We start from the raw sequence: 21,281 nt of genomic DNA on the forward strand, positions 1-21,281 counted from the left end.
CAAGGGAGAATGATCATGGGCCGCATGCGCAAGCTTCTGATCCCCGGCGTCGATAAGACGCTTCTCGTCAGAGACGCCCTCAAGTCCATGCCGGATCTCACCCGCCGGCGCTTCATCTCGGGCGGCGCCAGCCTCGGCGCGCTGACGCTTCTGACCGGCTGCGACGTCACGGACAGTTTCTCGGCCGAGGAGATGCTGAAGCAGGTCTCGAAATTCAATGACGGCGTGCAGGCATTGATGTTCAATCCCAATGCGATGGCGCCGACCTTCCCGGAAAGCGCGATTACAAAGCCGTTCCCGTTCAACGCCTATTACGATCTTGACGAGGCGCCTGAAGTCGACGGCAAGAGCTGGAAGCTCGAGGTGCGTGGCCTGGTCGAGAACAAGAAGTCCTGGACGCTGGACGAGCTCTATCAACTGCCGCAGGTCAAGCAGGTCACACGCCATATCTGCGTCGAAGGCTGGAGCGCGATCGGAAGCTGGACCGGCACGCCGTTGCGCGATTTCCTCAAACTGGTCGGCGCGGATACGCGCGCGAAATATGTCTGGTTCCAGTGCGCCGACAAGGACGGTTACAATTCGCCGCTCGACATGCCGAGCGCGCTGCATGCGCAGACCCAGATGACGTTCAAATTCGGCGACGAGATCCTGCCGCGCGCCTATGGTTTTCCGATGAAGATCAGGGTGCCGACCAAGCTCGGCTTCAAGAACCCGAAATACGTGATCTCGATGGAAGTCACCAACGACTACAAGGGCGGCTTCTGGGAAGACCAAGGCTATAATTCGTTCAGCGGAAGTTAGTCGCCGCGGCGTCATTGCGCGACACTGGGTCGCGCGAAGGCGTGCCCGATGGCAGGCTTTCGCGAAGCAATCCACTTCTCCGCTTGCCGGGGCATGGACTGCTTCGTCGCTCGCCCTCAGTGCGTGACCTCAGGACGATCCAGCCTCTTGATGCAGCTCACCACCCCGCATTAAGCGGCGGGCGATGTCGGCTGTCTGCAGTGACGCGCGTTCGGTCGGTGAATGCGCCGCCAGATAGCGGGTAACCGCAACGAGGATGTGCCGGCCCTCGTCCGTGTCGCCCCACGCGCCGAACTGCCGGACTCCCGCCTCCAGTATCTGATACGCATGGAAGCCTGCATCTTCTCGCAGCACCGCATGCGCGAGCGTAGCGATCAGCGCCTGCGGCGAATGGCCGAGCGTGAGATGCCGTGCCACCAGGCGTGCGGCGAGATCGACCTGTCTCTGCCGGTCGAAGGCGTCGAGCAAGGCGGCGCCGATCGTCTCTGGATCCGCGGGCAGATCATCGAGCTGCTCGCCGCCGTCGCCCGGGATGCGCGCCGGTGGCACATTGAGATAGCGAGCAAGGTAGAGCGCCATCGCCCCGTGCAATACGCCGCGCACGGCCGTGACGTGAGCGTCGATATTGGCAGTCCCGATGCGCATCAGCATCTGGTGGACTGCGTTGGCGTAGGTGAAGACGTGATGCGCCGTCTCCCAGTCGGCGTGCTCGTTGGCATTGCCGAAGCGCGCCACTCTGAGCGCTGCCGCATACGCGAGGGATTGGCCAAGGTCAGCCGGAGCGGCACCGGCGCGGATCGCCGCCTTGAGCGCATCAATGATTCTGGCCGGATCGTCACCGAGCAGCTCTTGAGCAAGTGCGGCGTGGCCCGACCAGTCCCGCGAGCCGCGTCCGGCAGCGAACAGGTCCGCGAGTTCGCTGGTTGATTCTTCACACAACGCAACAAGGTCAACGGGCTGGCGCCAGGCAGTCGATTCCTCGGCGCCACGGGCCGCTACCATCTGACCGACGACGGTCGGCAGCAGAGCCGCCGCATGTTGCCAGCCGATCAGGTCGAGGCATTCGAATGCCTTGTTGATGAAGTCGAGGGAGTGCCCGGTGTCGGCGAACGCCCGCTCGGTCTCGGCAGCGAACAGCGCATCAGCCAGTTCAGCCGGGGAGAAGCCGGCCGCAACCGCTGTGAGCAGGGTGCGCTCGGCCGCCTCGCGATGGCGCACGGTTGTCCAACGCCGCAGCCAGCGTTTCAGCGCGGCCGGATCCGGCCGGCTTCCAAGCGGCGCGCGTTCCCGCCGCGGCGCCTCGCCGTCGCAATCCGCCGCCACGCGGCGTGCGCCGTGGAACAGAGCGAGATAGGCTTCCTCCTCCGGCAGCACAGGCAGGATATTGGCGAGTGCCGTCAAGATCGTAAGACCGACGCCCCAGCCGTCGCGATTTTGCGCCCCGAACAGCGCCACCTCCCGCACGATTTCGGTCTGCGGTACGCCGGCCGCGAGCTGACCATGTATGGCCTTGGCAATGACGAGGCCAAGGTTGTGGGCGAGGCCGTTCGCAAGCCGCTGATGCCAGTGCGCGACGAGATCGGCATGGGTGAACGTGATCTTCACCCAGACGTTACCATTGCGCACCTCGACCGGGCAGATCGGCACGTCGTCCGCCCACAGGTCGAAGGTGCAGCCGCTCTCGAGATCGAAGCGCGCGTGGTGCCAGTGGCAGGTCAAGATGCCGTCCTCGACGCTGCCGCGCTCGAGCGGGAAGCCCATGTGCGGGCACCGATTGTCGAGCGCGAAGACGCGTCCGCGGTCGTAGATGACGAGGATCGGACGATGGCCACCGTGCACAACGAGCCGCCCCTTGAGCTTCAGCTCCTCAAGGCTGCCCGCCAGCGCAAATTCCTTGCTCGGCGCGTCCATGGGCATATCTCCCATTGTCGCTTTGGGGGCGCTGCAGGTACTCCGCAACATAGGCATCCTCTCGCGCAAAGGCGAGAGGATGCGGTGGCGTTGGTGCTGCGCGAAAGTAACCGCACTGGACCACGCCGCTGCAGTTCTGAGCGTTACCTCAACGCGCGCTGAAGGTGAGGCCGGCGCGCTCCGTCAGACGCTTGCGCAACGCCGGGCCCATCAGCGCGCCTGGCGTCCAGATGCCGCCCTCGCCCTGCACGTCGCGCACGAGGCAGAGAGCGCTCTCGGCGATCATCTTGCTGGTCGAGCCGTAGCCCGGATCGCGGTCGCCCCTGACGACCGTCTCGACCCGTCCGCCATCCGGCTGCTCGCCCAGGAAGAGGATGTCATAGAAGCCCTTCTCGCGCTCTTCCCGGGTCGGGCCTGCGCCGGGTTTGAGACCGCCGGTCCTGAACAAGGAAAACACCGTGGCGAACGTCTCCGTCGTTACGCCGGCGATTTCCCCCAACCCCGGCGCGACCATCATCTCGTCGTAGACGAAATCCCTGCCGTAGAGATGACCCAACAGGAAATTCGTGCGGTGCACGTTCTTGGTGTTGACCGGCGCCATCGGGAACGGCACGAGCCACGCGTTCATGTGCGGGTCGTATTCGGGGATGAGGCCCGACGGCTGAGAAGGCCCGGTGAACCCCGGCGTCAACGCGAAGGGGTCGGTCAGCAGCCCGATCAGGGCTGGATCGCGCGCGGCGGCGGCCAACGTTGCTTGGGCGCTCGCCGCGGTGCCGCCAGACATGCCGCCTTTCACCTTGCGCAGGCGGGCTTTGACCCGCCGCGCCGGGCGTCCGAATTTCTCGCGCGCCTTCTCCTGCAGCGTGAGCACGCCGAGATCGAACGGGATCGAATCGAAGCCGCAGGAGAAGACGATGCGCGCGCCGGTTCGTTTCGCTTCTTCGTGATGGGCGTCGATCATGCGCCGCATCCAAACCGGTTCGCCGCAGAGATCAACATAGGCCGTTCCCGTGGCCGCGCAGGCCGCCACCAGCCCGGGACCGTGGAGCTGATAGGGCCCGACAGTCGTGATGATCACGGCCGCACGCTCGCACATCGAACGCAGGCTGGCCGGCTCGTCGGCATCCGCCTTGACCAACGGCAAATCGTCCGGTGCGCCGATGTCAACACGCACCTTCTGGAGCTTGTCGGTCGAGCGTCCCGCGATCGCCCAGGACGGAGCATCGTCGCCGCGATAGGACGTCGCCAGATATTCGGCGATGAGACGGCCGGTGTACCCCGTGGCGCCATAAACGATGAGGTCGAAGTCCCGCTTCACGACGTTGGTCCTTCTCGAAACCCGGGAGAGCTATCGCCCCATCGCGTTGATGGAAGATACCACAGTTCCCGGTGCCGAGCGGACACCTTACCATCAGGCGACGTCACTTTATGCCGCAAACTGCCACACTTTGTGGTCGGAAGCGTCCAAAGCATACGAGTGTAAGGCAGCTTCTGGGAAGACCGTCGAGCGTGCTTTTCGCTGCCGTCATTGCGAGCCAACGGGTCGCGCGAATGCGCGCCGGATGACAGGCTTCCGCGAAGCAATCCACGTCTCCGCGCAGCGATAGATGGATTGCTTCGTCCCGCTTTGCTCCGCGCAATGACGACTGGCGCACTTCCACTAAAAACTTCGCACCTTTCTCTGAAACGCCGACAACACTGCGCCTAACGCCAGCATCGCTGCGGAAACGTTCAGCGCAAACGACAGGCTGCCCAGCGCATCCGTGATCGCGCCGACCACGATCGGGCCCAGCGTCTGGCCGATGCCGAATGAAATCGTCATCGCCGCGATCGCGCTGGGCCAAGCCTGCGGCGGGTAGTTGAAGCGGACGAAGGCGGTGGTGGAGCCGACCACGGCGAAGAACGCGACGCCGAATACCAGAGCCGATGTGGCGAGCAGCCAAACCGAGTGTCCGAAGATCGGCATCGCCGCGCCGATCGCGTTGACGCCGAGAATGATCGTGGTGGCGAGGCCGCCGCGGTCGAGCGCCAGCACGCGCCGCCACACCCAGGGTGTGACAAAGGCGCTGAGGCCGATCAGGCTCCAGAACGCGCTCTGTGCCGCGGCCCCGCCACCGGCGTCGCGGACATAGGCGATCATGAAGGTCATGTAGGCGATGTAGCCGGCGCCGAATAGAAAGTACCCGGCGAGATAGATCACCACCGGCGCAATCGCGAATTTGGCCGTTGTGGTCGCGGCGGCCGTCACGCCGTCATGAAGCGGCGCGAGCAGAACGGGAATGGTCATGATGACCGCCAGCGCGGTCATCGCCCACCAGACGATCCACCACGAGCCCGGCCCAAAGCTCTGAAGCACGAACGGCGCCGCCAGTCCCGACGCCAGGATGCCGATGCCGGGGCCGGCATAGAACAGGCTGAGCAGAAAATTCGCCCGTTCGGGGCGCGACTGCGCAATCGTCGCCGCCAGCGCGCCGCCGCCGACGAATCCGGCCGCGGCGCCGACGCCCGCCAGAAGCCGCGCAAAACTCAGGACGTAGAAATTGCCTGTGGTGGCGCAGAGCGCCAGCGACAACACGCAGGCCAGCGTGCCCCATCGAACCGAAGCCGCCAGTCCAAAACGCCGGATCATCCGCGAGGCGAACAGGGCGCCCGCGAGATAGCCGGCGGCGTTGATGGTGTTCATGAAGCCGGCGGCGGAATAGCTCCAGGCCAGCGTGTCGCGCATATCAGGCAGCACCAGCGCATAGGCGAAGCGGCCGATGCCAAGACCGACGGTCGGCGCCAGCGACAGGATCAGGATCAGCCGTGCGGGATGCGCGTAACTCGCGGGACGATCGGGGGCGTGCAAGGAATTGCTCCGGCGGAACGGCATTGTGGCAGGCCGGCACGGGGATGCACAGGCTCTTCGGCCGCAATGGTGTCTTGCCAATCGCGCAATGCCGCTCTAGCACTCCGCCCGGATTTCTCATTTTCCGTCATGCTCGGCCTTGTGCCGGGCATCCACGTCTTACTGCCAACGCACACAAGACGTGGATGGCCGGGACAAGCCCGGCCATGACGAACTGGAGGTAAACGACATGGCGACCCAGAAACTGCTGCTTCTCCCCGGCGACGGTATCGGCCCCGAAGTGATGGGCGAGGTGCAGCGCCTGATAGACTGGCTGAACGCGGCAGGCATCGCGTCATTCGAGACCGAGCAGGGGCTGGTCGGCGGCTCCGCCTATGACGCGCACAAGGTGTCGATCTCGGAAGCCGACATGGACAAGGCGAAAGCGGCCGATGCCATCATCTTCGGTGCCGTCGGCGGCCCGAAGTGGGACAGCGTGCCCTACGAGGTGCGCCCCGAGGCAGGTCTTCTGCGCCTGCGCAAGGATCTCGGCCTGTTCGCCAATCTGCGACCCGCCGTGTGCTACCCGGCGCTCGCCGATGCTTCCAGCCTGAAGCGCGAGGCGGTCGAAGGCCTCGACATCATGATCGTGCGCGAGCTCACCGGCGGCGTCTATTTCGGCGAGCCGAAGACCATCACCGATCTCGGCAACGGCCAGAAGCGCGCCATCGACACCCAGGTCTATGACACCTACGAGATTGAGCGCATCGGCCGCGTCGCCTTCGACCTGGCGCGCAAGCGTCGCAACAAGGTGACGTCGATGGAAAAGCGCAACGTCATGAAATCGGGCGTGCTCTGGAACGAGGTCATGACGGCGGTGCATGCGCGCGAGTACAAGGACGTGACGCTGGAGCACCAGCTCGCCGATTCCGGCGGCATGATGCTGGTGAAGGCGCCGAAGCAATTTGACGTCATCGTGACCGACAATCTGTTCGGCGACATGCTGTCCGATATCGCGGCGATGCTGACGGGGTCGCTCGGCATGCTGCCTTCGGCGTCGCTCGGCGAGATCGACGCCAAGACCAAGAAGCGCCGCTCGCTGTTCGAGCCGGTGCACGGCTCGGCACCCGATATCGCCGGCAAGGGGCTCGCCAATCCGATCGCGATGATGTCCTCGTTCGGGATGGCGCTGCGCTATTCCTTCGACATGGGCGATCTCGCCGACAAGGTCGACGCGGCGATCGCCGCGGTGCTAGCCAGTGGATTGCGTACCGCTGATATCAAGTCCGAGGGCACGACGGCGGCCTCGACCACGCAGATGGGCGAGGCAATCCTGAAGGAGCTGCAGAAGCTACACGCGTGAGTGATTTGTTTGGTGTAGCCCGGATGAAGCGTAGCGAAATCCGGGGTCTATCTCACAAGCGGCAAGATTCCCGGATTGCGGCTTCGCTCCATCCGGGCTACGTCGCAGAAGACACCATCGGAGCCGTTTCATGGATGCATCGCATCGGCCGAAGATCGCGGAAACAATCATCCATGAAACGGTGCGGCTGCGGGAGGCGCAGATCGGCCGGCGTTGCGAAGTCCTGTGTAACACGCGCATCGAATATGCCTCGCTTGGCGACTACTCCTATCTCGGGGAGAATTGCGAGGTCGCCGACGCACTGATCGGCAAGTTCACGGCAATCGCCAACTCGGTCCGGATCGGCGCTCCGAACCACCCCATGGGCCGCCCGTCCCAGCATCGCTTCACCTATTGCCCGGAATATTACGACGCGACGGCCACCCGCGACCGCGACTTCTTTGCGGAACGCCGCAGCGGCCGGGTGATCGTCGGCAACGATTGCTGGATCGGGCATGCCGCCATCATCCTGCCGGGCGTGACGGTCGGCGACGGTGCCGTCATTGCCGCGGGAGCGGTCGTCAGCCGCAGCGTGTCGCCCTATACTATCGTCGGTGGCGTTCCGGCTCGTCCGATCCGAAAGCGCTTTCCCAACGGGATCGCCGAAAGCCTGCGCCGCATCGCCTGGTGGGATTGGCCGGACGAAATCATCTTCGAACGCTTAAGCGATTTTCGCTCCGAAGCGATCGAGCAGTTTTGCGAGCGTTACGACCCGGCGCTTGCTGCGGGTCGCTAGATCGAAAACGGGGAAGGGCGCGGCACTCCTGCCAGACTCATCCTGAGGAGCGCGTCTTCGCGCGTCTCGAAGGATGAATGGCACGAGCTCGGCCACATGGTTCGAGACGGCGCTAGAGCGCCTCCTCACCATGAGGGTCGCGCTTTTGCAGTCACAAAAAAATGCCCGGTCGAGACCGGGCATTTTCGTCATATGCTTGTCGCACTCAATACAGCGGGAAGCGCTGCGGATAGCCGCCCATGTCCGACGGCGGGTTCAGCGGCTGGCGGTCGATCGGCCGGTTGAGGTTTTCGCGCGCGAACGACGGATATCCCAGATCCGGCGGGAAGGCGTAGTCCTGGAACTTGCGGTCGCCCGGCAGCACTTCGGTGCCGGCATCGAGCCAGGAGCGGGTGGTGACGTAGACGCGGGTGCGCGGGCCCTGCTGGTACGACCGGTTGGGACCATTCGGGCCGTAATAGGGCCGGCCGTCGCGGTCGTATTGCTGCCTGGACTGGGCGTCGGCCGAGGTCGTGCCAATAGCGACGAGGGCGGCCGCGGCAAGCAACATCGCGAGCTTGCTCGCAGCAGGGAATTTTCGGGTCATTGCATCCTCGTCATTGTCCGCCGTGACGGGCTGGCGGATCGTCAAATCTGATTGCGTGCATTGTAGCCGTGGCAAGACCATCGTCGCTAGGTCAATTGCGCCACACCGCGCAGGAATAATGCGGTGCGAAGCGAAAAAGTTTCATGAAAACAAGCGTCTTGGCCGCTTGTTGCCACAATTGTGAGGGGCGGCGATAACAACCGCGCCGCCAGCAGGCTTAAAGAGTGCCGCGCAGCCGCGGGTTATCGGCGCCGGTTACCCAATCCGCTGACAAGGCCGGCGCGCCTGACGCCGCACAATCGCTGCGCCTGACTTCGTCGCGGGCGAACAATTCCGTAAGTTTCGTATCGTTGCCGGCCGAAAGCAGGACCAGCCGGTTCAGCATGCAGCCGATCGCGGCGCGGCGAGCCGGCACATTCTCGCCCAGGCATGACCAGCCCGAGAGGCGGAATTTCGGCTCATCGACGTGTTTGAAAAATCGGAGGCATGCGCTGGCCGCCTCCGTGCCGCCGACCCGGCGAAACAGCATCACAGCGCCGAACTTGCTATCGATGATCCCGGCAGCTTCCAGCTCGCGCGGGCCAGCCGGGTCCATCCTTGCGGCGAGGTAGCCGGCGGCCGAGCCGACCTGATCGATTTCTTCGCCCGGACGATAGATTTCGAGTTCGGCGACCGGCGTGCCGCCGAGCCCGCTCCAGCGGAACACGTCCTTGCGACCACCCTCGGGGTGCCGAAAGACCTCGTAAGTCTCTATCTTGCCTGGAAAAATGAACTGGCTTACGGCGAACGCCGGTGCCATGCGCCCGGCCTGGCTCCAGGCCTTCGGCGCCGTCTCCATCGCCGTAATATCGGGCAAATGCTGCCATAGCGCGATACCGCCAATGGTCATCAGCGCCAGCGTCATCAGATAGGCGCAGAGCCGTGCCAGCGTGCCGCAGACCTCGTCCACCAAGCTTGCCAGCGCCGGATGAATTGTCGTCCTATAGTGGGAATCGGCCGAACCGGCCGGAAACGAATGCATCAAACGCCCAAACACAACCGCCAAACGTTGTCATATCGGCGTTTCTCGCATAGAAGCGCTGCCTTCTCCCTTTCCGCTTGACGCGGCAGGGCGGCATTTTTCCTCGGAGAGTGAACGATGGGTTACAAAGTCGCTGTCGTCGGTGCGACCGGCAATGTCGGGCGCGAAATGCTCAATATTCTCGACGAGCGCAAATTCCCCGCCGACGAGGTCGTGGTGCTCGCCTCGCGCCGCAGCGTCGGCGTCGAAGTGTCCTATGGCGACCGCACCCTGAAGGTCAAAGCGCTCGAGCACTACGACTTCTCCGACGTCGATATCTGCCTGATGTCGGCAGGCGGTTCGGTGTCGAAGGAATGGTCGCCCAAGATCGGCGCGGCGGGTGCGGTCGTGATCGACAATTCGTCGGCCTGGCGGATGGACCCGGACGTGCCGCTGATCGTGCCGGAAGTGAACGCCGATGCGGCCGCGGGTTTTGCCAAGAAGAACATCATCGCCAACCCGAACTGCTCGACCGCGCAGCTCGTGGTGGCGCTGAAGCCGCTGCACGACAAAGCCACCATCAAGCGGGTCGTGGTCGCGACCTATCAGTCGGTCTCGGGCGCCGGCAAGGACGCGATGGACGAACTGTTCTCGCAGACCAAGGCGGTCTACACCAACAGCGAACTGATCAACAAGAAATTCCCCAAGCGTATCGCCTTCAACGTCATCCCCGAGATCGACGTGTTCATGGAGGACGGCTACACCAAGGAAGAGTGGAAGATGATGATGGAGACCAAGAAGATTCTTGATCCCAAGATCAAGCTTTCCGCCACCTGCGTGCGGGTGCCGGTGTTCGTCGGCCATTCGGAGGCCGTCAACATCGAATTCGAGAATCCGATCACAGCCGATGAAGCGCGCAACATCCTGCGCAACGCGCCGGGTTGCCTCGTGATCGACAAGCACGAGCCCGGCGGCTACGTCACGCCCTACGAGGCGGCCGGCGAGGACGCCACCTATATCAGCCGCATCCGCGAGGACGCGACGGTGGAGAATGGCCTGGTGCTGTGGTGCGTCTCCGACAATCTGCGCAAGGGCGCAGCCCTGAACGCGGTGCAGATCGCCGAATCCCTGATCAACCGCAAGCTGATCACCGCGAAGAAGAGGGCTGCCTGAGCTTGGATTTGTAGGGTGGGCAAGGCGCATGTGCGCCGTGCCCACCAATCCTGTTTCATCGCGTTGGAGAGATGGTGGGCACACTTCGCTTTGCCCACCCTACGCGACTTTGCCCACCCTACGGTCTATGCCGCTTCCCCGACACTGCGAAACTCCTTCGCCGCCTGATCGAGCACGAACAGCGAGCCCTCGGCGACGCCGAAATAGGCGCCGTGCAATTCCATTTCGCCGCGCTCGACGCGGGCGCGCACGAACGGGAACGTCATTAAATTTTCCAATGAGCGGAAGATCGCAGCTTTCTCGACCCTGATCGTGAACTCCTGCATCGTCTCGTGCTCGCGCTGTTCTACCACCTCGCCCGGCTTGATGAACATCGCCATCCAGCGGCCGATGAAGTCGCCCGGCGACAGCGGGTCGATCTTGTCGATGAAGGCGCGGATGCCGCCGCACTGGGCATGGCCGAGCACGACGATGTGCTTGATGCGGAGCACGTTGACCGCGTATTCCAGCGCCGCGGAGACGCCATGGGCGCCACCGTCGGGCTGATAGACCGGCACCAGGTTGGCGACGTTGCGCACCACGAAGAGCTCGCCGGGGCCGGCGTCGAAAATCACTTCCGGCGAGACGCGCGAATCGCAGCAGCCGATCACCATCACGGCGGGCGACTGGCCGCGCTCGGAGAGTTCCCGGTAGCGCGTTTGTTCGGTCGGCAGCCGCTGCGAGGCAAACGCCCGGTAGCCATCGAGCAGATGTTGCGGGAATGAGGTCATGGTGCCATGCCTAACCATAAGCCGATGACGGGAACAAGGCTTTCAGGCGATCGCGTGAGGTGATATCGCGGAGGCCTGAAAAGCATCCCGAGGAAACCACTCCATGATCCGTCCGCGCCGCAGCCTGTTGTTCATGCCGGGATCTAACGCGCGGGCGCTGGAAAAGGCGCGCAACCTGCCGGCCGACGGCATTATTCTCGACCTCGAGGATTCAGTGGCGCCGGACGCCAAGGCAATGGCCCGCGACCAGATCGCCAAGGCGATTGCGGCCGGCGGGTTCGGCAAGCGCGAGGTGCTGATCCGGGTCAACAGCCTCGATACGCCTTGGTGGGTAGAGGACGTCACCATGGCCGGCAAGGCGCGGCCCGACGGCATTCTGGTTCCCAAGATCTCCACCGTCGACGATCTCAACGCGATCGCTAATCGCCTTAGCGACATCAACGCGCCCACCTCGATCCGGGTCTGGGCCATGATCGAAACCGCGCGCGCGGTGCTGGACGCCGACAAGCTCGCCGCGGCATCGAGGGATTCCGAAACCAGGCTTGCGGGATTCGTGTTCGGGCCGAACGACATTTCGCGGGAAACACGAATCCGCATGCAGCCGGGCCGCGCGGCGATGATCCCGATGATCACGCACTGCATCCTGGCGACGCGCGCGCACGGGCTGGAAATTCTCGATGGCCCCTACAGCGACATCAGCAACATCGACGGCTTTGCGACCGAATGCGCGCAAGGCCGCGATCTCGGCTTCGACGGCAAGACGCTGATCCATCCAAGCCATATCGAGGCCTGCAACGCCATTTTCACGCCGCCGGCCGAGGAGGTCGAGCAGGCGCGCAAGATCATTGCGGCTTTCGAGAAGCCGGAAAACGCCTCGCGCGGGGCAATCCAGCTCGACGGGCGGATGGTGGAACGACTGCACGCCGACATGGCGCAGCGAACGATTGCGATTGCCGACGCAATCGCGGCCATGGGGCACTAGTTGCGCTTCAGGCTCAGGATGTTGGTGATCGCGACGAAATCCGGCGGACCGCCCTTGGCGCCCGCGAACTTGGCATCGATACCATGAGAATCCCTGCACCACGCCTCGGTGAGACGATGTCCGGCCGAGATTCTGTCTGAAGGCAGCGTGGCGCCGCTCGCGTCACGTACCCGGAAGAACAGCAGGATCGCCAGCGCGCAAAGAACTGCGATCGAGATGTGCAGCCAAGTGAAGCGCGACATTTTCATCAACGCGCGGCGAGGCAAAAGGTGCCGGCCCAAGGGGAGAAGGAAGAAAGTTGCCCTTATTTGCCGTACCTTTCGGCCGCCCAGGCATACAGGCTGCCCGGAATGGGTTTCTCTCCGCCGCGGCCCTTTGGCGAGATGTGCAGGCCGATGATTTCGGGGGCGGCGAGCAGCGCCGAAAAATCCGTCGGCTCGAAGAACAGCTTTGGCTCGGCGTGCACCGCATAGAACGACTGCTTCGGCAGCGCGTGCTGCAATTCGTTGGCGCGGCGCGCGAGTGCGGTGAGTGCAGCGGGGCCGTAGATAGCGACGCGAATATCGGAGAGACGGCTCGATCGGCGACGCAACTGCCGCAGCATGAAGGTGAGGCGATGGCGAAGCGCCAGCCAGTCCGGCGTCAGGTCCTCCTGCTCGATTAATTCCTCAAACGCCCGCACGATCGGATCGTTCGCAGGCAGATACAAAACCGAGTTGCCGAGCTGGCGCCGGCGCTCCCACGCGAAATAAGGCTTGGCCGGATCGATCTCGACCGGCTTGAGCAGCAGCACGTCGGCATCGAGCCACAATCCGGCGCGCTCAGCCATCAGCCGCATGCGGAAGAAATCGCTGAACTGCAAAATGGTCCAGTCGCGCCAGCTTCCATCAGGCTCGGGCGGGCGCAGCCGCTCGGAAAAGGAATGCGGCAGGATCGCCTCGGCCTCGGCATTGCCAATGCCGTCGGGCAGGCCGGGGAGGGGATCGAAACTGTAGACGGTGACCTTGTGGCCGGCGGCAACCTGCGACCTGAGGCAGGTCAGCCGCAGCCCGTCGAGGGGGCCGTGCCAGAAGGTGACGACGTCCGGCCGCATCCGCGCCGCCTCCTTACCTAACGAAAGAGCCCCGATCTGGTCGGGGCTCTCGTAACATGATTAGGCCCAGGCGCGCTCTTTCTTCAGCTTCGCCTCGTAATCGTCGATCGACGATTTCTTTTCCATGGTGAGACCGATGTCGTCGAGGCCGTTCATCAGGCAATGCTTGCGGAACGGATCGATCTCGAACTTCACCTTGCCACCGTCGGGGCCGCGGATTTCCTGGTTGGGAAGATCGATGGTCAGCGTGGCATTCGCTCCGCGCTCGGCATCGTCGAATAACTTGTCGAGGTCTTCCTGGGTGACGCGGATCGGCAGAATGCCGTTCTTGAAGCAGTTGTTGTAGAAGATGTCGCCGAATGAGGTCGAGATCACGCAGCGGATGCCGAAGTCGAGCAGCGCCCACGGCGCGTGCTCGCGGCTGGAGCCGCAACCGAAATTATCGCCGGCGACCAGCACCTTGGCGTTGCGATAGGCCGGCTGGTTAAGCACGAAATCAGGGTTCTCGCTGCCGTCGTCCTTGTAGCGCTGTTCCGAAAAAAGGCCTTTGCCAAGGCCGGTGCGCTTGATGGTCTTCAGGTACTGCTTCGGGATGATCATGTCAGTGTCGACATTGATGATCTTCAGAGGCGCCGCGACGCCTTCCAGTGTGGTGAACTTTTCCATCGATTGCACTTCCCGGTTGAAAAGGTGGGACGGGCCGGTGATTTATCGCGAATATGGTCCGGGCAAAAGGCCAATTTGCGCATAGGCCGCCTGTTTTGGCGCGAACCGCCCTAGTCTGCGGCGGCCTCGATCGCCTCCATGTCGGCGTCCGACAGCCCGAAATGGTGCCCGATCTCGTGGATCAGGACGTGGCGGACGATATGGCCCAGCGTTTCCTCATGCTCGGCCCAGTAGTCGAGGATCGGACGGCGGTACAGCCAGATCATGTTGGGCAGGCGGCCGATATCGTCGTTGCTCTGCTGAGGCAGGCCGACGCCCTGGAACAGGCCGAGCAGGTCGAACTCGCTCTGCGCCTGCATTTCGTCGAGGACTTCGTCTGTCGGAAAGTCGTCGACGCGGATGATCACGCCCTGGCACAGGGTTCGAAACGTCTTTGGCAGGCGCTCGAACACCTCATGCGCCATGGCTTCCATGTCGGCGAGGGAAGGGGCTTTTGCTTCGGTCCACATCACGACGTATTTAGCGTGTGTTGTACCCGGGCGCATACAGGTTTTGCGAGTTGACCTCGGCGCTCCAATCGGAGACCGTGCGGGCATTATCAGGCGTGGGTGGACTTCAGATGAAGCGGATTGTGACGGTCGCAATGTGGGCTGCCTTTGCCGGGCTCTTGCTTCCCGGCACCATGGCGCAGGCCCAGTCGGCATCGCCGGAACTGCGGGTCGCGCCGGCGCCGAAGGCGGTCGTCACGGATGTGTCGGCGCAACGCCGGCGTCCGTTGCGGCGTGTGCCGATCTATCGGCAGGAATGGGCACCTGACGTCTATCCGCGCTACAACCCCGGGCCGAACGCCGTGCGCGATTGCACCGCGCATTATGCGCAGGAATACCGGCCGAGCGGCACGGTGATCACCCCGCGCATGAACTGCTGGTGGCGACCGGGCTAGATTCCCCTCTCTTTTTATGTCGAGCATTTTCTGACAGGTACCGAGTCGCGCTCTGTGCTGACGACGGTCTGCACAAACTGCTTACGTGAGATCGCTCAAGCAGCATCCATTCATGTTCGTGGCGCATTCTTCATATTCGTGGCGCGCTCATTCACACCTCATTCAAGTCACTTGCTTCAGTCTGTGCACGTGTCGCGGCGATGCCGTTAGTTGATGCAAGCCATTCGGCGCAGACGTGCATCCGACGACCCGAGGAGACTGGATATGCAGGTAGTGAAGGTTTTTGGGCTTGCGGCCGTTGGCGCCTTGCTGGCGTTTGCCGCTCCGGCCGAGCGCGCCAATGCGCTGTCGCTCAGTAATCCCGGCGCCGCCGCGGCGGTTCAGGAGGATGCCAGGTTGGCGACGACGGAAGTGCATTGGCGACATCACCGCTACCACCACCATCATCATCATCGGTGGCATCGCTGGCACCACCACCATCATCGCTATCACCACCATCATCACCGTCACTGGCACCGCTGGTAATTGCGGCAGCTTAGAGCGGATTTCGAACAGGCCCGCTTTCTGCGGGCCTGTTTTCGGCTCAGCGCCGCCATGAAACTGCGATATTGCTGCGCGTTATCTGACCCCCGGGATCAGCAAGAGGAGACCGTCATGAAGAGCTTGATCGGGGCAGCCATCGTCGGAGGCGCGCTCGCGATTGTCGGCCCGGCAGCGATCGATCCGGCGGCCGCCGCGCCGAAAGCGAAGTTACAAACCGCCGGCACCTCCGATGCGACCGATTTCAGCGCGCATCGCTACCACCGGCGCTATCGCCCCTATGGTTATTATCGTTCATATTATCGCCCCTACTACTCACCCTATTATTACGGGCGGCCCGCTTACTACCGGCCGTACCCCTACGATGCGCCGGCACCGTTCACGTTCGGCATCGGGTTTGGGCCGTTGTGGTGGTGAGACGATAGGTCGCAAATTGCACGACGTCTCTCAGCGGCGCGTTCATCTTCGGCCTCCACGCATTCATGGCTCATTCACTTGGTCTTTCCTAACGTCATGGCTGGGAGCGACCGCAAAGGGACGCGACGGGGCCAACCGCAGTGCGGCCCAAGGCGCCGTCGCCGGTTAGGGAGGATTCATCCATGTCGATATCGGATCCCGGACGCGGCCTTGTCCGCTGTCTGGGCGTTACGGCTGCGGCGGTATTCGCGCTCGCAGCGGCATCGCAACAGCGCGCCGAGGCGCTTTCGCTAGCGACCCCCGGCACAGCGCCGTCAGCGAAATACGCAACCGACGGACTGACCACCGAGGTTCAACATCGCGGTGGCGTGGGCGGCGGTGGTATGGGCGGCGGCTTTCGCGGCGGTGGCGGCGGTGGCGGTTTCCATGGCGGTGGCTTTCGCGGCGGTGGCGGCGGCGGTTTCCATGGTGGCGGCTTCCGCGGCGGCGGGGCGGCATTTCATGGCGGCGGCTTCCGTGGTGGCGGCGCGGCATTTCACGGCGGTGGATTCAGAGGCGGTGGGATGGCGATCCATCGTGGCGGTTTTCGTGGGGCGCCCGCCTTTCATGGCGGCGGACACCGCTTCGTACATCGTCACGCGTTCCACCGGCCGCACTTCCACCATCGGCCGCACTTCCATCACCGGCGGCACTTCCACAGCCGCTTCTACCTCGCGCCGGCCTTCTATGCATACCCGGCCTACTATCCGGCCTACTATTATCCGCGGCGCTGCCGCGTGGTCTTGACCTATTATGGGCCGCGCAGGATCTGTCGTCCGTGGTGGCGTCACCGGTATTATGCATACCGGTATTGGTAAGATCAGGCTGAAACGAAACAGGCGCCCGGTTAGGCGCCTGTTTTTTCGAGCGGGGATTGGATCCCATCAGCCAATGCCAATCCTAGCCTTCCCAAGGCTTGATCTTCCACGGAGTGAGCTTCTCCATCCGCCACCGCTGCCAGTGCTCCGGCGGCCAGTGGCTGAGGCGCGAGGCTTCCTTGGTGGCGACAGGCTGCAGGTCGACGATGCGCGGGGTCGTGCGGCGCCGCACCTGCCGCGTCGCCTCGCTGATCATATCGATAAATTCTGCTTTGTCCGTCACGGCCAAAAGTCCCTCGCGAAAGCGCTTCGCAAGGGACTAGTGTGCGCTTTGCCTGTTAACGGGCCGTTTCCGGAACGTCTCGCTATCTAGACAAAGGAAGCGTTAACGCCATTCCCGAACGTCGACGAAGTGTCCCGCGATCGCCGCAGCCGCAGCCATCGCGGGCGACACCAGGTGGGTGCGGCCCTTGAAACCCTGGCGGCCCTCGAAATTGCGGTTCGAGGTCGAGGCGCAGCGCTCTTCCGGCGCTAGTTTGTCCGGGTTCATGGCGAGGCACATCGAGCAGCCCGGCTCGCGCCACTCGAAGCCGGCCTTGATGAAGATCTTGTCGAGGCCTTCGGCTTCCGCCTGCTCCTTAACGATGCCCGAGCCCGGCACGATCATCGCGTTGACGTTGGCATTGACCGTCTTGCCTTCTGCGATTTTAGCCGCCGCGCGCAGATCCTCGATGCGGCCGTTGGTGCAGGAGCCGATGAAGACGCGGTCGAGCTTGATGTCGGTGATTTTCGTCCCCACCGTCAGGCCCATATACTTCAGCGCGCGATGTTTTGAGAGCCGCTTGGCCTCGTCCTCGATCTTGTCGGGGTCCGGCACAAAGCCCGTGATCGACACGACGTCCTCGGGCGAGGTGCCCCAGGTCACGATCGGCGGCAGCTTTGCCGCATCCAGCCGGATCTCGTGATCGAAATGCGCGCCGTCATCCGAGCGCAGCTTTTCCCAGTAGCGCATCGCGGCGTCCCAATCGGCGCCCTTCGGCGACTTCGGGCGGCCTTTCAGGAATTCGAACGCCTTCTCGTCGGGCGCGACCAAACCGGCGCGGGCGCCGCCTTCGATCGACATGTTGCAGACCGTCATGCGGCCTTCCATCGTCAGCGCACGGATCGCATCGCCGGCATACTCCAGCACATAGCCGGTGCCGCCGGCGGTGCCGATCTCGCCGATGATTGCCAGAATGATGTCCTTGCCGGTGACGCCGTCGGGCAATTTGCCGTCGACCACCGCACGCATGTTCTTCGCCTTCTTCTGGATCAGCGTCTGCGTCGCGAGCACGTGCTCGACCTCTGACGTGCCGATGCCGTGCGCCAGCGCGCCGAACGCGCCGTGGGTGGAGGTGTGGCTGTCACCGCAGACGATGGTGGTGCCGGGCAGGGTAAAGCCCTGCTCGGGGCCGATCACGTGCACGATGCCCTGGCGCTTGTCGAACTCGTTGTAATATTCGATGCCGAATTCCTTCGCGTTCTCCGCCAGCGCCTTGATCTGCTCGGCGCTCTCAGGATCGGGATTGGGTTTTGTGCGGTCGGTGGTCGGCACGTTGTGGTCAACGACGGCGAGCGTCTTCTCCGGCGCGCGAACCTTGCGCCCGGTCGCGCGCAGGCCTTCGAACGCCTGCGGCGAGGTCACCTCGTGCACCAGATGGCGATCGATATAGAGCAGGCAGGTGCCATCCTCGGCTTCGTGCACCAGATGGTCGTTCCAGATCTTGTCGTACAGCGTGGTCGGTTTGGACATGAGCGCAAGCTCCAAAAGAAATTCTATGTGAACGGTTAGGCGCGAAACGCGCAAGCAACAGACGTCAGCGCAGCATCAAGCTGCGCGCGTAAGCTCGGACGTGGCCGACGTCGCGAATCGTCCGAAGAAGCGGCCGGGCAGCCGCGAGCGATCGTCGATGACGACGAGCTGAGCGGTGCCGAAGGCGGCGCTGGTGCGATCTAGAACCATTCCAGTCTCATATCACATGGCACATCTAAGTGCGATATGCGTTTGTTGCCACCGTCATTGCGAGGAGCGTAGCGACGAAGCAATCCGGGCGGAAAGGTGGATTGCTTCGCTGCGCTCGCAATGACGCGGAGGCGCAACAAAAAAGCGCGGGGCAAAACCCCGCGCTTTGTCGCATCCCTTGCGGGAGAACGTTACTCGCCGACGGCCGCGGCGCGGTCCTGCTTCTCGACGATGCGGGCCGACTTGCCGCGCAGGCTGCGCAGGTAATACAGCTTGGCGCGGCGCACCTTGCCGCGGCGCACCACCTTGATCGAGTCGATCATCGGCGACATCACCGGGAACACGCGCTCCACGCCTTCCCCGTAGGAAATCTTACGGACGGTGAAGCTCTCGTTGAGCCCGCCGCCGGAACGGCCGATGCAGACGCCTTCATAGGCCTGCACGCGGGTGCGCTCGCCTTCGACCACCTTGACGTTGACGATCACGGTGTCGCCGGGGCCGAATTCCGGGATCGACTTCGTCGCCGACAGTTTTTCGAATTGCTCTTTTTCGAGCTGTTGAATGAGGTTCATTGAAATCTCCATCGGCGGCGCGCCCAGCCTTTCGGGGGCTGCGCAAACGTCATCTATCCTGCGCGTGTGCGGATTTGGCGCCCGTATAAGGCATCGGGCCGCACTTGTCACCCGCCTGTCGTGCTTTTTGTGCCTTTTTGGCCGCCCCTCGCCGCCCATAAATCCGGTCGCCGCGCCCGGGTCAGGGCCTCGGCTTCGGCTTTTCGCCAAGCCGCCACCTTGGCGTGGTCGCCGGAGATGAGGACTTCCGGGATCGTCCGGCCCTCGAACTCCTGCGGGCGGGTGTATTGGGGGTATTCCAGTAGCCCCTCGGAAAAGCTTTCGTCCACGCCCGAGGCCTGCTTGCCCATCACCCCCGGCAACAGCCGCACGCAGGCGTCGATCAGGGCCATCGCGGCGATCTCACCCCCCGACAGCACGTAATCCCCGATCGAGACTTCCTCGAGGTTCCGCGCCTCGATGACCCGTTGATCGACCCCTTCGAACCGGCCGCAGATGATCAGGGGCCCGGCCCCCGCAGCAAATTCGGCAACCATGGACTGGGTCAATGGCCGACCCCGCGGGCTCATCAGGAGGCGCGGTCGATTTTGATCGATGGCCGCAGCGTCGATCGCCGCGGCCAGCACGTCGGCCCGCAGCACCATGCCCGGGCCGCCGCCGGCCGGGGTGTCATCGACGCTGCGATGGCGGTCCGTGGCGGAATCCCTGATGTCGCGCGCCTCCAACTCCCAAAGTCCGGACGCCAGCGCCTTGCCGGCCAGGCTGACGCCGAGCGGCCCGGGAAACATCTCGGGGAAGAGGGTGAGAACCGTAGCGCGCCAGGTCATGGTCAAAGGATCGCGGTTGAACTCAGGCCGTCATACGCGGGCTTGACCCGCGTATCCATCTTCTTCGAAGGATGGATCGCCGGGTCAGGCCCGGCGATGACAAGTCAGGGGTGGGCGTCGTCGCCTTCGATTTCCTGCGGCAGCTCGATCACCACGCGGCCATTAGCCAGATCGATCGTCGGCACGACCGCATTGGTGAACGGCAGCAGCATGGTCGGACCTTGCGGAGGCGCGATCTCGATAATGTCGCCGGCGCCGAAATTGTGGATCGCGATCACGCGGCCGAGCGGCTCGCCGGCGGCGTCGATGGCGGCAAGTCCGATCAGGTCGGCGTGATAATACTCGCCCTCGTCGGTCTCAGGCAATTTGTCGCGGGCGACATAGAGCTCGAGGCCGTTGAGCCGCTCGGCGTCCTCGCGGGTGGCGATGCCCTTCAGCGTCGCCACTAGATGGTCTTTGGCCTCTCGGACATGCGTCACCTCGAACTGGCGCGCGCCGTCTTTGGTCATCAGCGGACCGTATTGCTTTACGGCCAGCGGATCTTCGGTGAACGTCCACAGTTTCACCGCGCCGCGCACGCCATGCGCGGCGCCGATACGGGCGACGCAGATCGGTGTTTTCACCGTCGCACGCCGCTAGCCTTACGCCTTCGCGGCGGCTTCGGCGCGAGCCTTGCGCTCCTTGCGCGGCACGGCCTTTTCCGGGTTGTTGCGGGCGGCGCGCTTGACGACACCGGCCGCATCCAGGAAGCGCGTCACGCGATCCGACGGCTGCGCGCCCTTGGCGAGCCAGGCCTTGACCTTGTCCATGTCGAGCTTCAGCCGCGCCTCATTGTCCTTCGGCAGCAGCGGATTGAAATGGCCGAGGCGCTCGATGAAGCGGCCGTCGCGGGGAAAGCGCGAGTCGGCGACGACGACGTGATAGACCGGACGCTTCTTGGTGCCTGCGCGAGCGAGGCGGATAACGACTGACATTTAGTTCTCCTGTTGAATGTAAAACTCGGTGATCTGAACGGTGTGAATTGGCATCATTGCGAGAAGAGCTCGCCTCGCTCGTCATGCCCGCCACCGGGTCTCGCCTTCGAGCCCGATGACAGGCTCCGGCGGGGCATCCAGTAATCGCAGGCATTTGCGATTGAACCGAGCGAGCGTGGCGTACTGGATCGTCCGCCCCAGT

General features: G+C 63.6%; 26 protein-coding genes. 8 read left to right on the forward strand and 18 right to left on the reverse strand.

The annotated features are described in order from the left end of the window. The first annotated feature begins 15 nt into the window (after positions 1–15). The gene (locus RX328_RS01595; protein WP_213250845.1) at positions 16–801 is read left to right on the forward strand and encodes a molybdopterin-dependent oxidoreductase; all 786 of its coding nucleotides are present in this window, start codon (positions 16–18) and stop codon (positions 799–801) included. 129 nt (positions 802–930) lie between these two features. Here the strand turns inward: RX328_RS01595 and RX328_RS01600 are convergent, their stop codons facing one another. The 3 genes from RX328_RS01600 to RX328_RS01610 all read right to left on the reverse strand — a co-directional run bounded on the left by RX328_RS01600 (position 931) and on the right by RX328_RS01610 (position 5,560). Further along, a complete protein-coding gene (locus RX328_RS01600; RefSeq protein WP_249726289.1) occupies positions 931–2,712 on the reverse strand; it encodes a Rieske (2Fe-2S) protein in 1,782 nt (593 codons plus the stop codon). A gap of 148 nt (positions 2,713–2,860) precedes the next feature. Beyond that, complete coding sequence (locus RX328_RS01605) at positions 2,861–4,030, reverse strand: saccharopine dehydrogenase family protein (protein ID WP_213250848.1); 1,170 nt, start codon at positions 4,028–4,030, stop codon at positions 2,861–2,863. A gap of 342 nt (positions 4,031–4,372) precedes the next feature. Next, positions 4,373–5,560, reverse strand: coding sequence for a YbfB/YjiJ family MFS transporter (locus RX328_RS01610; protein ID WP_213250851.1), 1,188 nt, complete (start codon positions 5,558–5,560; stop codon positions 4,373–4,375). 229 nt (positions 5,561–5,789) lie between these two features. Here RX328_RS01610 and leuB point away from each other — a divergent pair, with 229 nt between their 5' ends. Together leuB and RX328_RS01620 are read left to right on the forward strand one after the other, a co-directional pair. Next, positions 5,790–6,902 carry a 3-isopropylmalate dehydrogenase gene (gene leuB / locus RX328_RS01615; protein ID WP_213250854.1) on the forward strand — a complete coding sequence of 371 codons (1,113 nt, stop codon included), beginning with the start codon at positions 5,790–5,792 and terminating at the stop codon, positions 6,900–6,902. 130 nt (positions 6,903–7,032) lie between these two features. Further along, positions 7,033–7,677 carry a DapH/DapD/GlmU-related protein gene (locus tag RX328_RS01620; RefSeq protein ID WP_213250857.1) on the forward strand — a complete coding sequence of 215 codons (645 nt, stop codon included), beginning with the start codon at positions 7,033–7,035 and terminating at the stop codon, positions 7,675–7,677. 205 nt (positions 7,678–7,882) lie between these two features. Here the strand turns inward: RX328_RS01620 and RX328_RS01625 are convergent, their stop codons facing one another. Both RX328_RS01625 and RX328_RS01630 read right to left on the reverse strand, forming a co-directional pair. Further along, positions 7,883–8,263 (reverse strand): hypothetical protein, encoded by a 381-nt coding sequence (locus RX328_RS01625; protein ID WP_213250860.1) that lies wholly within the window; start codon positions 8,261–8,263, stop codon positions 7,883–7,885. Positions 8,264–8,480: 217 nt separating this feature from the next. Next, the gene (locus RX328_RS01630) at positions 8,481–9,284 is read right to left on the reverse strand and encodes a hypothetical protein (RefSeq protein WP_213250862.1); all 804 of its coding nucleotides are present in this window, start codon (positions 9,282–9,284) and stop codon (positions 8,481–8,483) included. 117 nt (positions 9,285–9,401) lie between these two features. Here RX328_RS01630 and RX328_RS01635 point away from each other — a divergent pair, with 117 nt between their 5' ends. Further along, positions 9,402–10,436 carry an aspartate-semialdehyde dehydrogenase gene (locus RX328_RS01635; RefSeq protein WP_213250864.1) on the forward strand — a complete coding sequence of 345 codons (1,035 nt, stop codon included), beginning with the start codon at positions 9,402–9,404 and terminating at the stop codon, positions 10,434–10,436. Between the two features lie 125 nt (positions 10,437–10,561). Here RX328_RS01635 and RX328_RS01640 read toward each other — a convergent pair whose 3' ends face one another. Next, the gene (locus RX328_RS01640) at positions 10,562–11,206 is read right to left on the reverse strand and encodes a carbonic anhydrase (RefSeq protein ID WP_213250867.1); all 645 of its coding nucleotides are present in this window, start codon (positions 11,204–11,206) and stop codon (positions 10,562–10,564) included. A 103-nt stretch (positions 11,207–11,309) separates the two neighbouring features. Here RX328_RS01640 and RX328_RS01645 point away from each other — a divergent pair, with 103 nt between their 5' ends. After that, the gene (locus RX328_RS01645) at positions 11,310–12,188 is read left to right on the forward strand and encodes an HpcH/HpaI aldolase/citrate lyase family protein (RefSeq protein WP_213250870.1); all 879 of its coding nucleotides are present in this window, start codon (positions 11,310–11,312) and stop codon (positions 12,186–12,188) included. Here RX328_RS01645 and RX328_RS01650 read toward each other — a convergent pair. The 4 genes from RX328_RS01650 to RX328_RS01665 all read right to left on the reverse strand — a co-directional run bounded on the left by RX328_RS01650 (position 12,185) and on the right by RX328_RS01665 (position 14,456). Then, positions 12,185–12,430 (reverse strand): hypothetical protein, encoded by a 246-nt coding sequence (locus RX328_RS01650; RefSeq protein ID WP_213250872.1) that lies wholly within the window; start codon positions 12,428–12,430, stop codon positions 12,185–12,187. The two genes, RX328_RS01645 and RX328_RS01650, sit on opposite strands and share 4 nt — an antisense overlap. Before the next feature lie 62 nt (positions 12,431–12,492). After that, positions 12,493–13,281 carry a capsular polysaccharide synthesis protein gene (locus RX328_RS01655; RefSeq protein ID WP_213250875.1) on the reverse strand — a complete coding sequence of 263 codons (789 nt, stop codon included), beginning with the start codon at positions 13,279–13,281 and terminating at the stop codon, positions 12,493–12,495. A 60-nt stretch (positions 13,282–13,341) separates the two neighbouring features. Beyond that, entirely contained in the window at positions 13,342–13,947 is a 606-nt protein-coding gene (gene leuD, locus RX328_RS01660; protein ID WP_171713603.1) for a 3-isopropylmalate dehydratase small subunit, read from the reverse strand. Positions 13,948–14,057: 110 nt separating this feature from the next. Further along, the gene (locus tag RX328_RS01665; protein ID WP_213251038.1) at positions 14,058–14,456 is read right to left on the reverse strand and encodes a metallopeptidase family protein; all 399 of its coding nucleotides are present in this window, start codon (positions 14,454–14,456) and stop codon (positions 14,058–14,060) included. A 110-nt stretch (positions 14,457–14,566) separates the two neighbouring features. On the opposite strand from RX328_RS01665, the gene RX328_RS01670 reads away from it, so the two are divergent. The 3 genes from RX328_RS01670 to RX328_RS01680 all read left to right on the forward strand — a co-directional run bounded on the left by RX328_RS01670 (position 14,567) and on the right by RX328_RS01680 (position 15,847). Beyond that, the gene (locus RX328_RS01670; RefSeq protein WP_213250877.1) at positions 14,567–14,890 is read left to right on the forward strand and encodes a hypothetical protein; all 324 of its coding nucleotides are present in this window, start codon (positions 14,567–14,569) and stop codon (positions 14,888–14,890) included. A 264-nt stretch (positions 14,891–15,154) separates the two neighbouring features. After that, positions 15,155–15,415: a hypothetical protein gene (locus RX328_RS01675; protein ID WP_213250879.1), complete on the forward strand. Its 261-nt coding sequence runs from the start codon at positions 15,155–15,157 to the stop codon at positions 15,413–15,415. Positions 15,416–15,544: 129 nt separating this feature from the next. Next, positions 15,545–15,847 carry a hypothetical protein gene (locus RX328_RS01680; RefSeq protein ID WP_213250882.1) on the forward strand — a complete coding sequence of 101 codons (303 nt, stop codon included), beginning with the start codon at positions 15,545–15,547 and terminating at the stop codon, positions 15,845–15,847. Between the two features lie 314 nt (positions 15,848–16,161). Here RX328_RS01680 and RX328_RS01685 read toward each other — a convergent pair whose 3' ends face one another. The 8 genes from RX328_RS01685 to rpsP all read right to left on the reverse strand — a co-directional run bounded on the left by RX328_RS01685 (position 16,162) and on the right by rpsP (position 21,079). Beyond that, positions 16,162–16,545, reverse strand: coding sequence for a hypothetical protein (locus tag RX328_RS01685; RefSeq protein WP_213250884.1), 384 nt, complete (start codon positions 16,543–16,545; stop codon positions 16,162–16,164). A 241-nt stretch (positions 16,546–16,786) separates the two neighbouring features. Further along, positions 16,787–16,987, reverse strand: coding sequence for a hypothetical protein (locus RX328_RS01690; protein WP_213250886.1), 201 nt, complete (start codon positions 16,985–16,987; stop codon positions 16,787–16,789). Positions 16,988–17,089: 102 nt separating this feature from the next. Continuing rightward, positions 17,090–18,496: a 3-isopropylmalate dehydratase large subunit gene (gene leuC / locus RX328_RS01695; RefSeq protein WP_213250888.1), complete on the reverse strand. Its 1,407-nt coding sequence runs from the start codon at positions 18,494–18,496 to the stop codon at positions 17,090–17,092. Positions 18,497–18,571: 75 nt separating this feature from the next. Next, on the reverse strand, positions 18,572–18,706 hold the full coding sequence (locus tag RX328_RS01700) for a hypothetical protein (protein WP_256470161.1): 135 nt from the start codon (positions 18,704–18,706) through the stop codon (positions 18,572–18,574). Positions 18,707–18,897: 191 nt separating this feature from the next. Next, complete coding sequence (gene rplS / locus RX328_RS01705; protein WP_028348467.1) at positions 18,898–19,278, reverse strand: 50S ribosomal protein L19; 381 nt, start codon at positions 19,276–19,278, stop codon at positions 18,898–18,900. 107 nt (positions 19,279–19,385) lie between these two features. Continuing rightward, positions 19,386–20,105, reverse strand: a complete 720-nt coding sequence (gene trmD, locus RX328_RS01710; RefSeq protein WP_213250891.1) for a tRNA (guanosine(37)-N1)-methyltransferase TrmD — start codon at positions 20,103–20,105, stop codon at positions 19,386–19,388. 104 nt (positions 20,106–20,209) lie between these two features. Then, the gene (rimM, locus tag RX328_RS01715; RefSeq protein WP_213250894.1) at positions 20,210–20,728 is read right to left on the reverse strand and encodes a ribosome maturation factor RimM; all 519 of its coding nucleotides are present in this window, start codon (positions 20,726–20,728) and stop codon (positions 20,210–20,212) included. An 18-nt stretch (positions 20,729–20,746) separates the two neighbouring features. Beyond that, positions 20,747–21,079, reverse strand: a complete 333-nt coding sequence (gene rpsP / locus RX328_RS01720; RefSeq protein ID WP_213250897.1) for a 30S ribosomal protein S16 — start codon at positions 21,077–21,079, stop codon at positions 20,747–20,749. Positions 21,080–21,281 lie beyond the last annotated feature (202 nt).

The organism is Bradyrhizobium sp. sBnM-33 (genome assembly GCF_032917945.1).
Taxonomy (GTDB): domain Bacteria; phylum Pseudomonadota; class Alphaproteobacteria; order Rhizobiales; family Xanthobacteraceae; genus Bradyrhizobium.

What these genes read in the sequence shown, in the direction of transcription:
- RX328_RS01595 (WP_213250845.1), top strand. Translation starts at nt 16, where the DNA reads ATGGGCCGCATGCGCAAGCTTCTGATCCCCGGCGTCGATAAGACGCTT.
- RX328_RS01600 (WP_249726289.1), bottom strand. Translation starts at nt 2,712, where the DNA reads ATGGACGCGCCGAGCAAGGAATTTGCGCTGGCGGGCAGCCTTGAGGAG.
- leuB (WP_213250854.1), top strand. Translation starts at nt 5,790, where the DNA reads ATGGCGACCCAGAAACTGCTGCTTCTCCCCGGCGACGGTATCGGCCCC.
- RX328_RS01620 (WP_213250857.1), top strand. Translation starts at nt 7,033, where the DNA reads ATGGATGCATCGCATCGGCCGAAGATCGCGGAAACAATCATCCATGAA.
- RX328_RS01625 (WP_213250860.1), bottom strand. Translation starts at nt 8,263, where the DNA reads ATGACCCGAAAATTCCCTGCTGCGAGCAAGCTCGCGATGTTGCTTGCC.
- RX328_RS01630 (WP_213250862.1), bottom strand. Translation starts at nt 9,284, where the DNA reads ATGCATTCGTTTCCGGCCGGTTCGGCCGATTCCCACTATAGGACGACA.
- RX328_RS01635 (WP_213250864.1), top strand. Translation starts at nt 9,402, where the DNA reads ATGGGTTACAAAGTCGCTGTCGTCGGTGCGACCGGCAATGTCGGGCGC.
- RX328_RS01640 (WP_213250867.1), bottom strand. Translation starts at nt 11,206, where the DNA reads ATGACCTCATTCCCGCAACATCTGCTCGATGGCTACCGGGCGTTTGCC.
- RX328_RS01645 (WP_213250870.1), top strand. Translation starts at nt 11,310, where the DNA reads ATGATCCGTCCGCGCCGCAGCCTGTTGTTCATGCCGGGATCTAACGCG.
- RX328_RS01650 (WP_213250872.1), bottom strand. Translation starts at nt 12,430, where the DNA reads ATGTCGCGCTTCACTTGGCTGCACATCTCGATCGCAGTTCTTTGCGCG.
- RX328_RS01655 (WP_213250875.1), bottom strand. Translation starts at nt 13,281, where the DNA reads ATGCGGCCGGACGTCGTCACCTTCTGGCACGGCCCCCTCGACGGGCTG.
- leuD (WP_171713603.1), bottom strand. Translation starts at nt 13,947, where the DNA reads ATGGAAAAGTTCACCACACTGGAAGGCGTCGCGGCGCCTCTGAAGATC.
- RX328_RS01665 (WP_213251038.1), bottom strand. Translation starts at nt 14,456, where the DNA reads ATGTGGACCGAAGCAAAAGCCCCTTCCCTCGCCGACATGGAAGCCATG.
- RX328_RS01670 (WP_213250877.1), top strand. Translation starts at nt 14,567, where the DNA reads ATGAAGCGGATTGTGACGGTCGCAATGTGGGCTGCCTTTGCCGGGCTC.
- RX328_RS01675 (WP_213250879.1), top strand. Translation starts at nt 15,155, where the DNA reads ATGCAGGTAGTGAAGGTTTTTGGGCTTGCGGCCGTTGGCGCCTTGCTG.
- RX328_RS01680 (WP_213250882.1), top strand. Translation starts at nt 15,545, where the DNA reads ATGAAGAGCTTGATCGGGGCAGCCATCGTCGGAGGCGCGCTCGCGATT.
- leuC (WP_213250888.1), bottom strand. Translation starts at nt 18,496, where the DNA reads ATGTCCAAACCGACCACGCTGTACGACAAGATCTGGAACGACCATCTG.
- RX328_RS01700 (WP_256470161.1), bottom strand. Translation starts at nt 18,706, where the DNA reads ATGGTTCTAGATCGCACCAGCGCCGCCTTCGGCACCGCTCAGCTCGTC.
- rplS (WP_028348467.1), bottom strand. Translation starts at nt 19,278, where the DNA reads ATGAACCTCATTCAACAGCTCGAAAAAGAGCAATTCGAAAAACTGTCG.
- trmD (WP_213250891.1), bottom strand. Translation starts at nt 20,105, where the DNA reads ATGACCTGGCGCGCTACGGTTCTCACCCTCTTCCCCGAGATGTTTCCC.
- rpsP (WP_213250897.1), bottom strand. Translation starts at nt 21,079, where the DNA reads ATGTCAGTCGTTATCCGCCTCGCTCGCGCAGGCACCAAGAAGCGTCCG.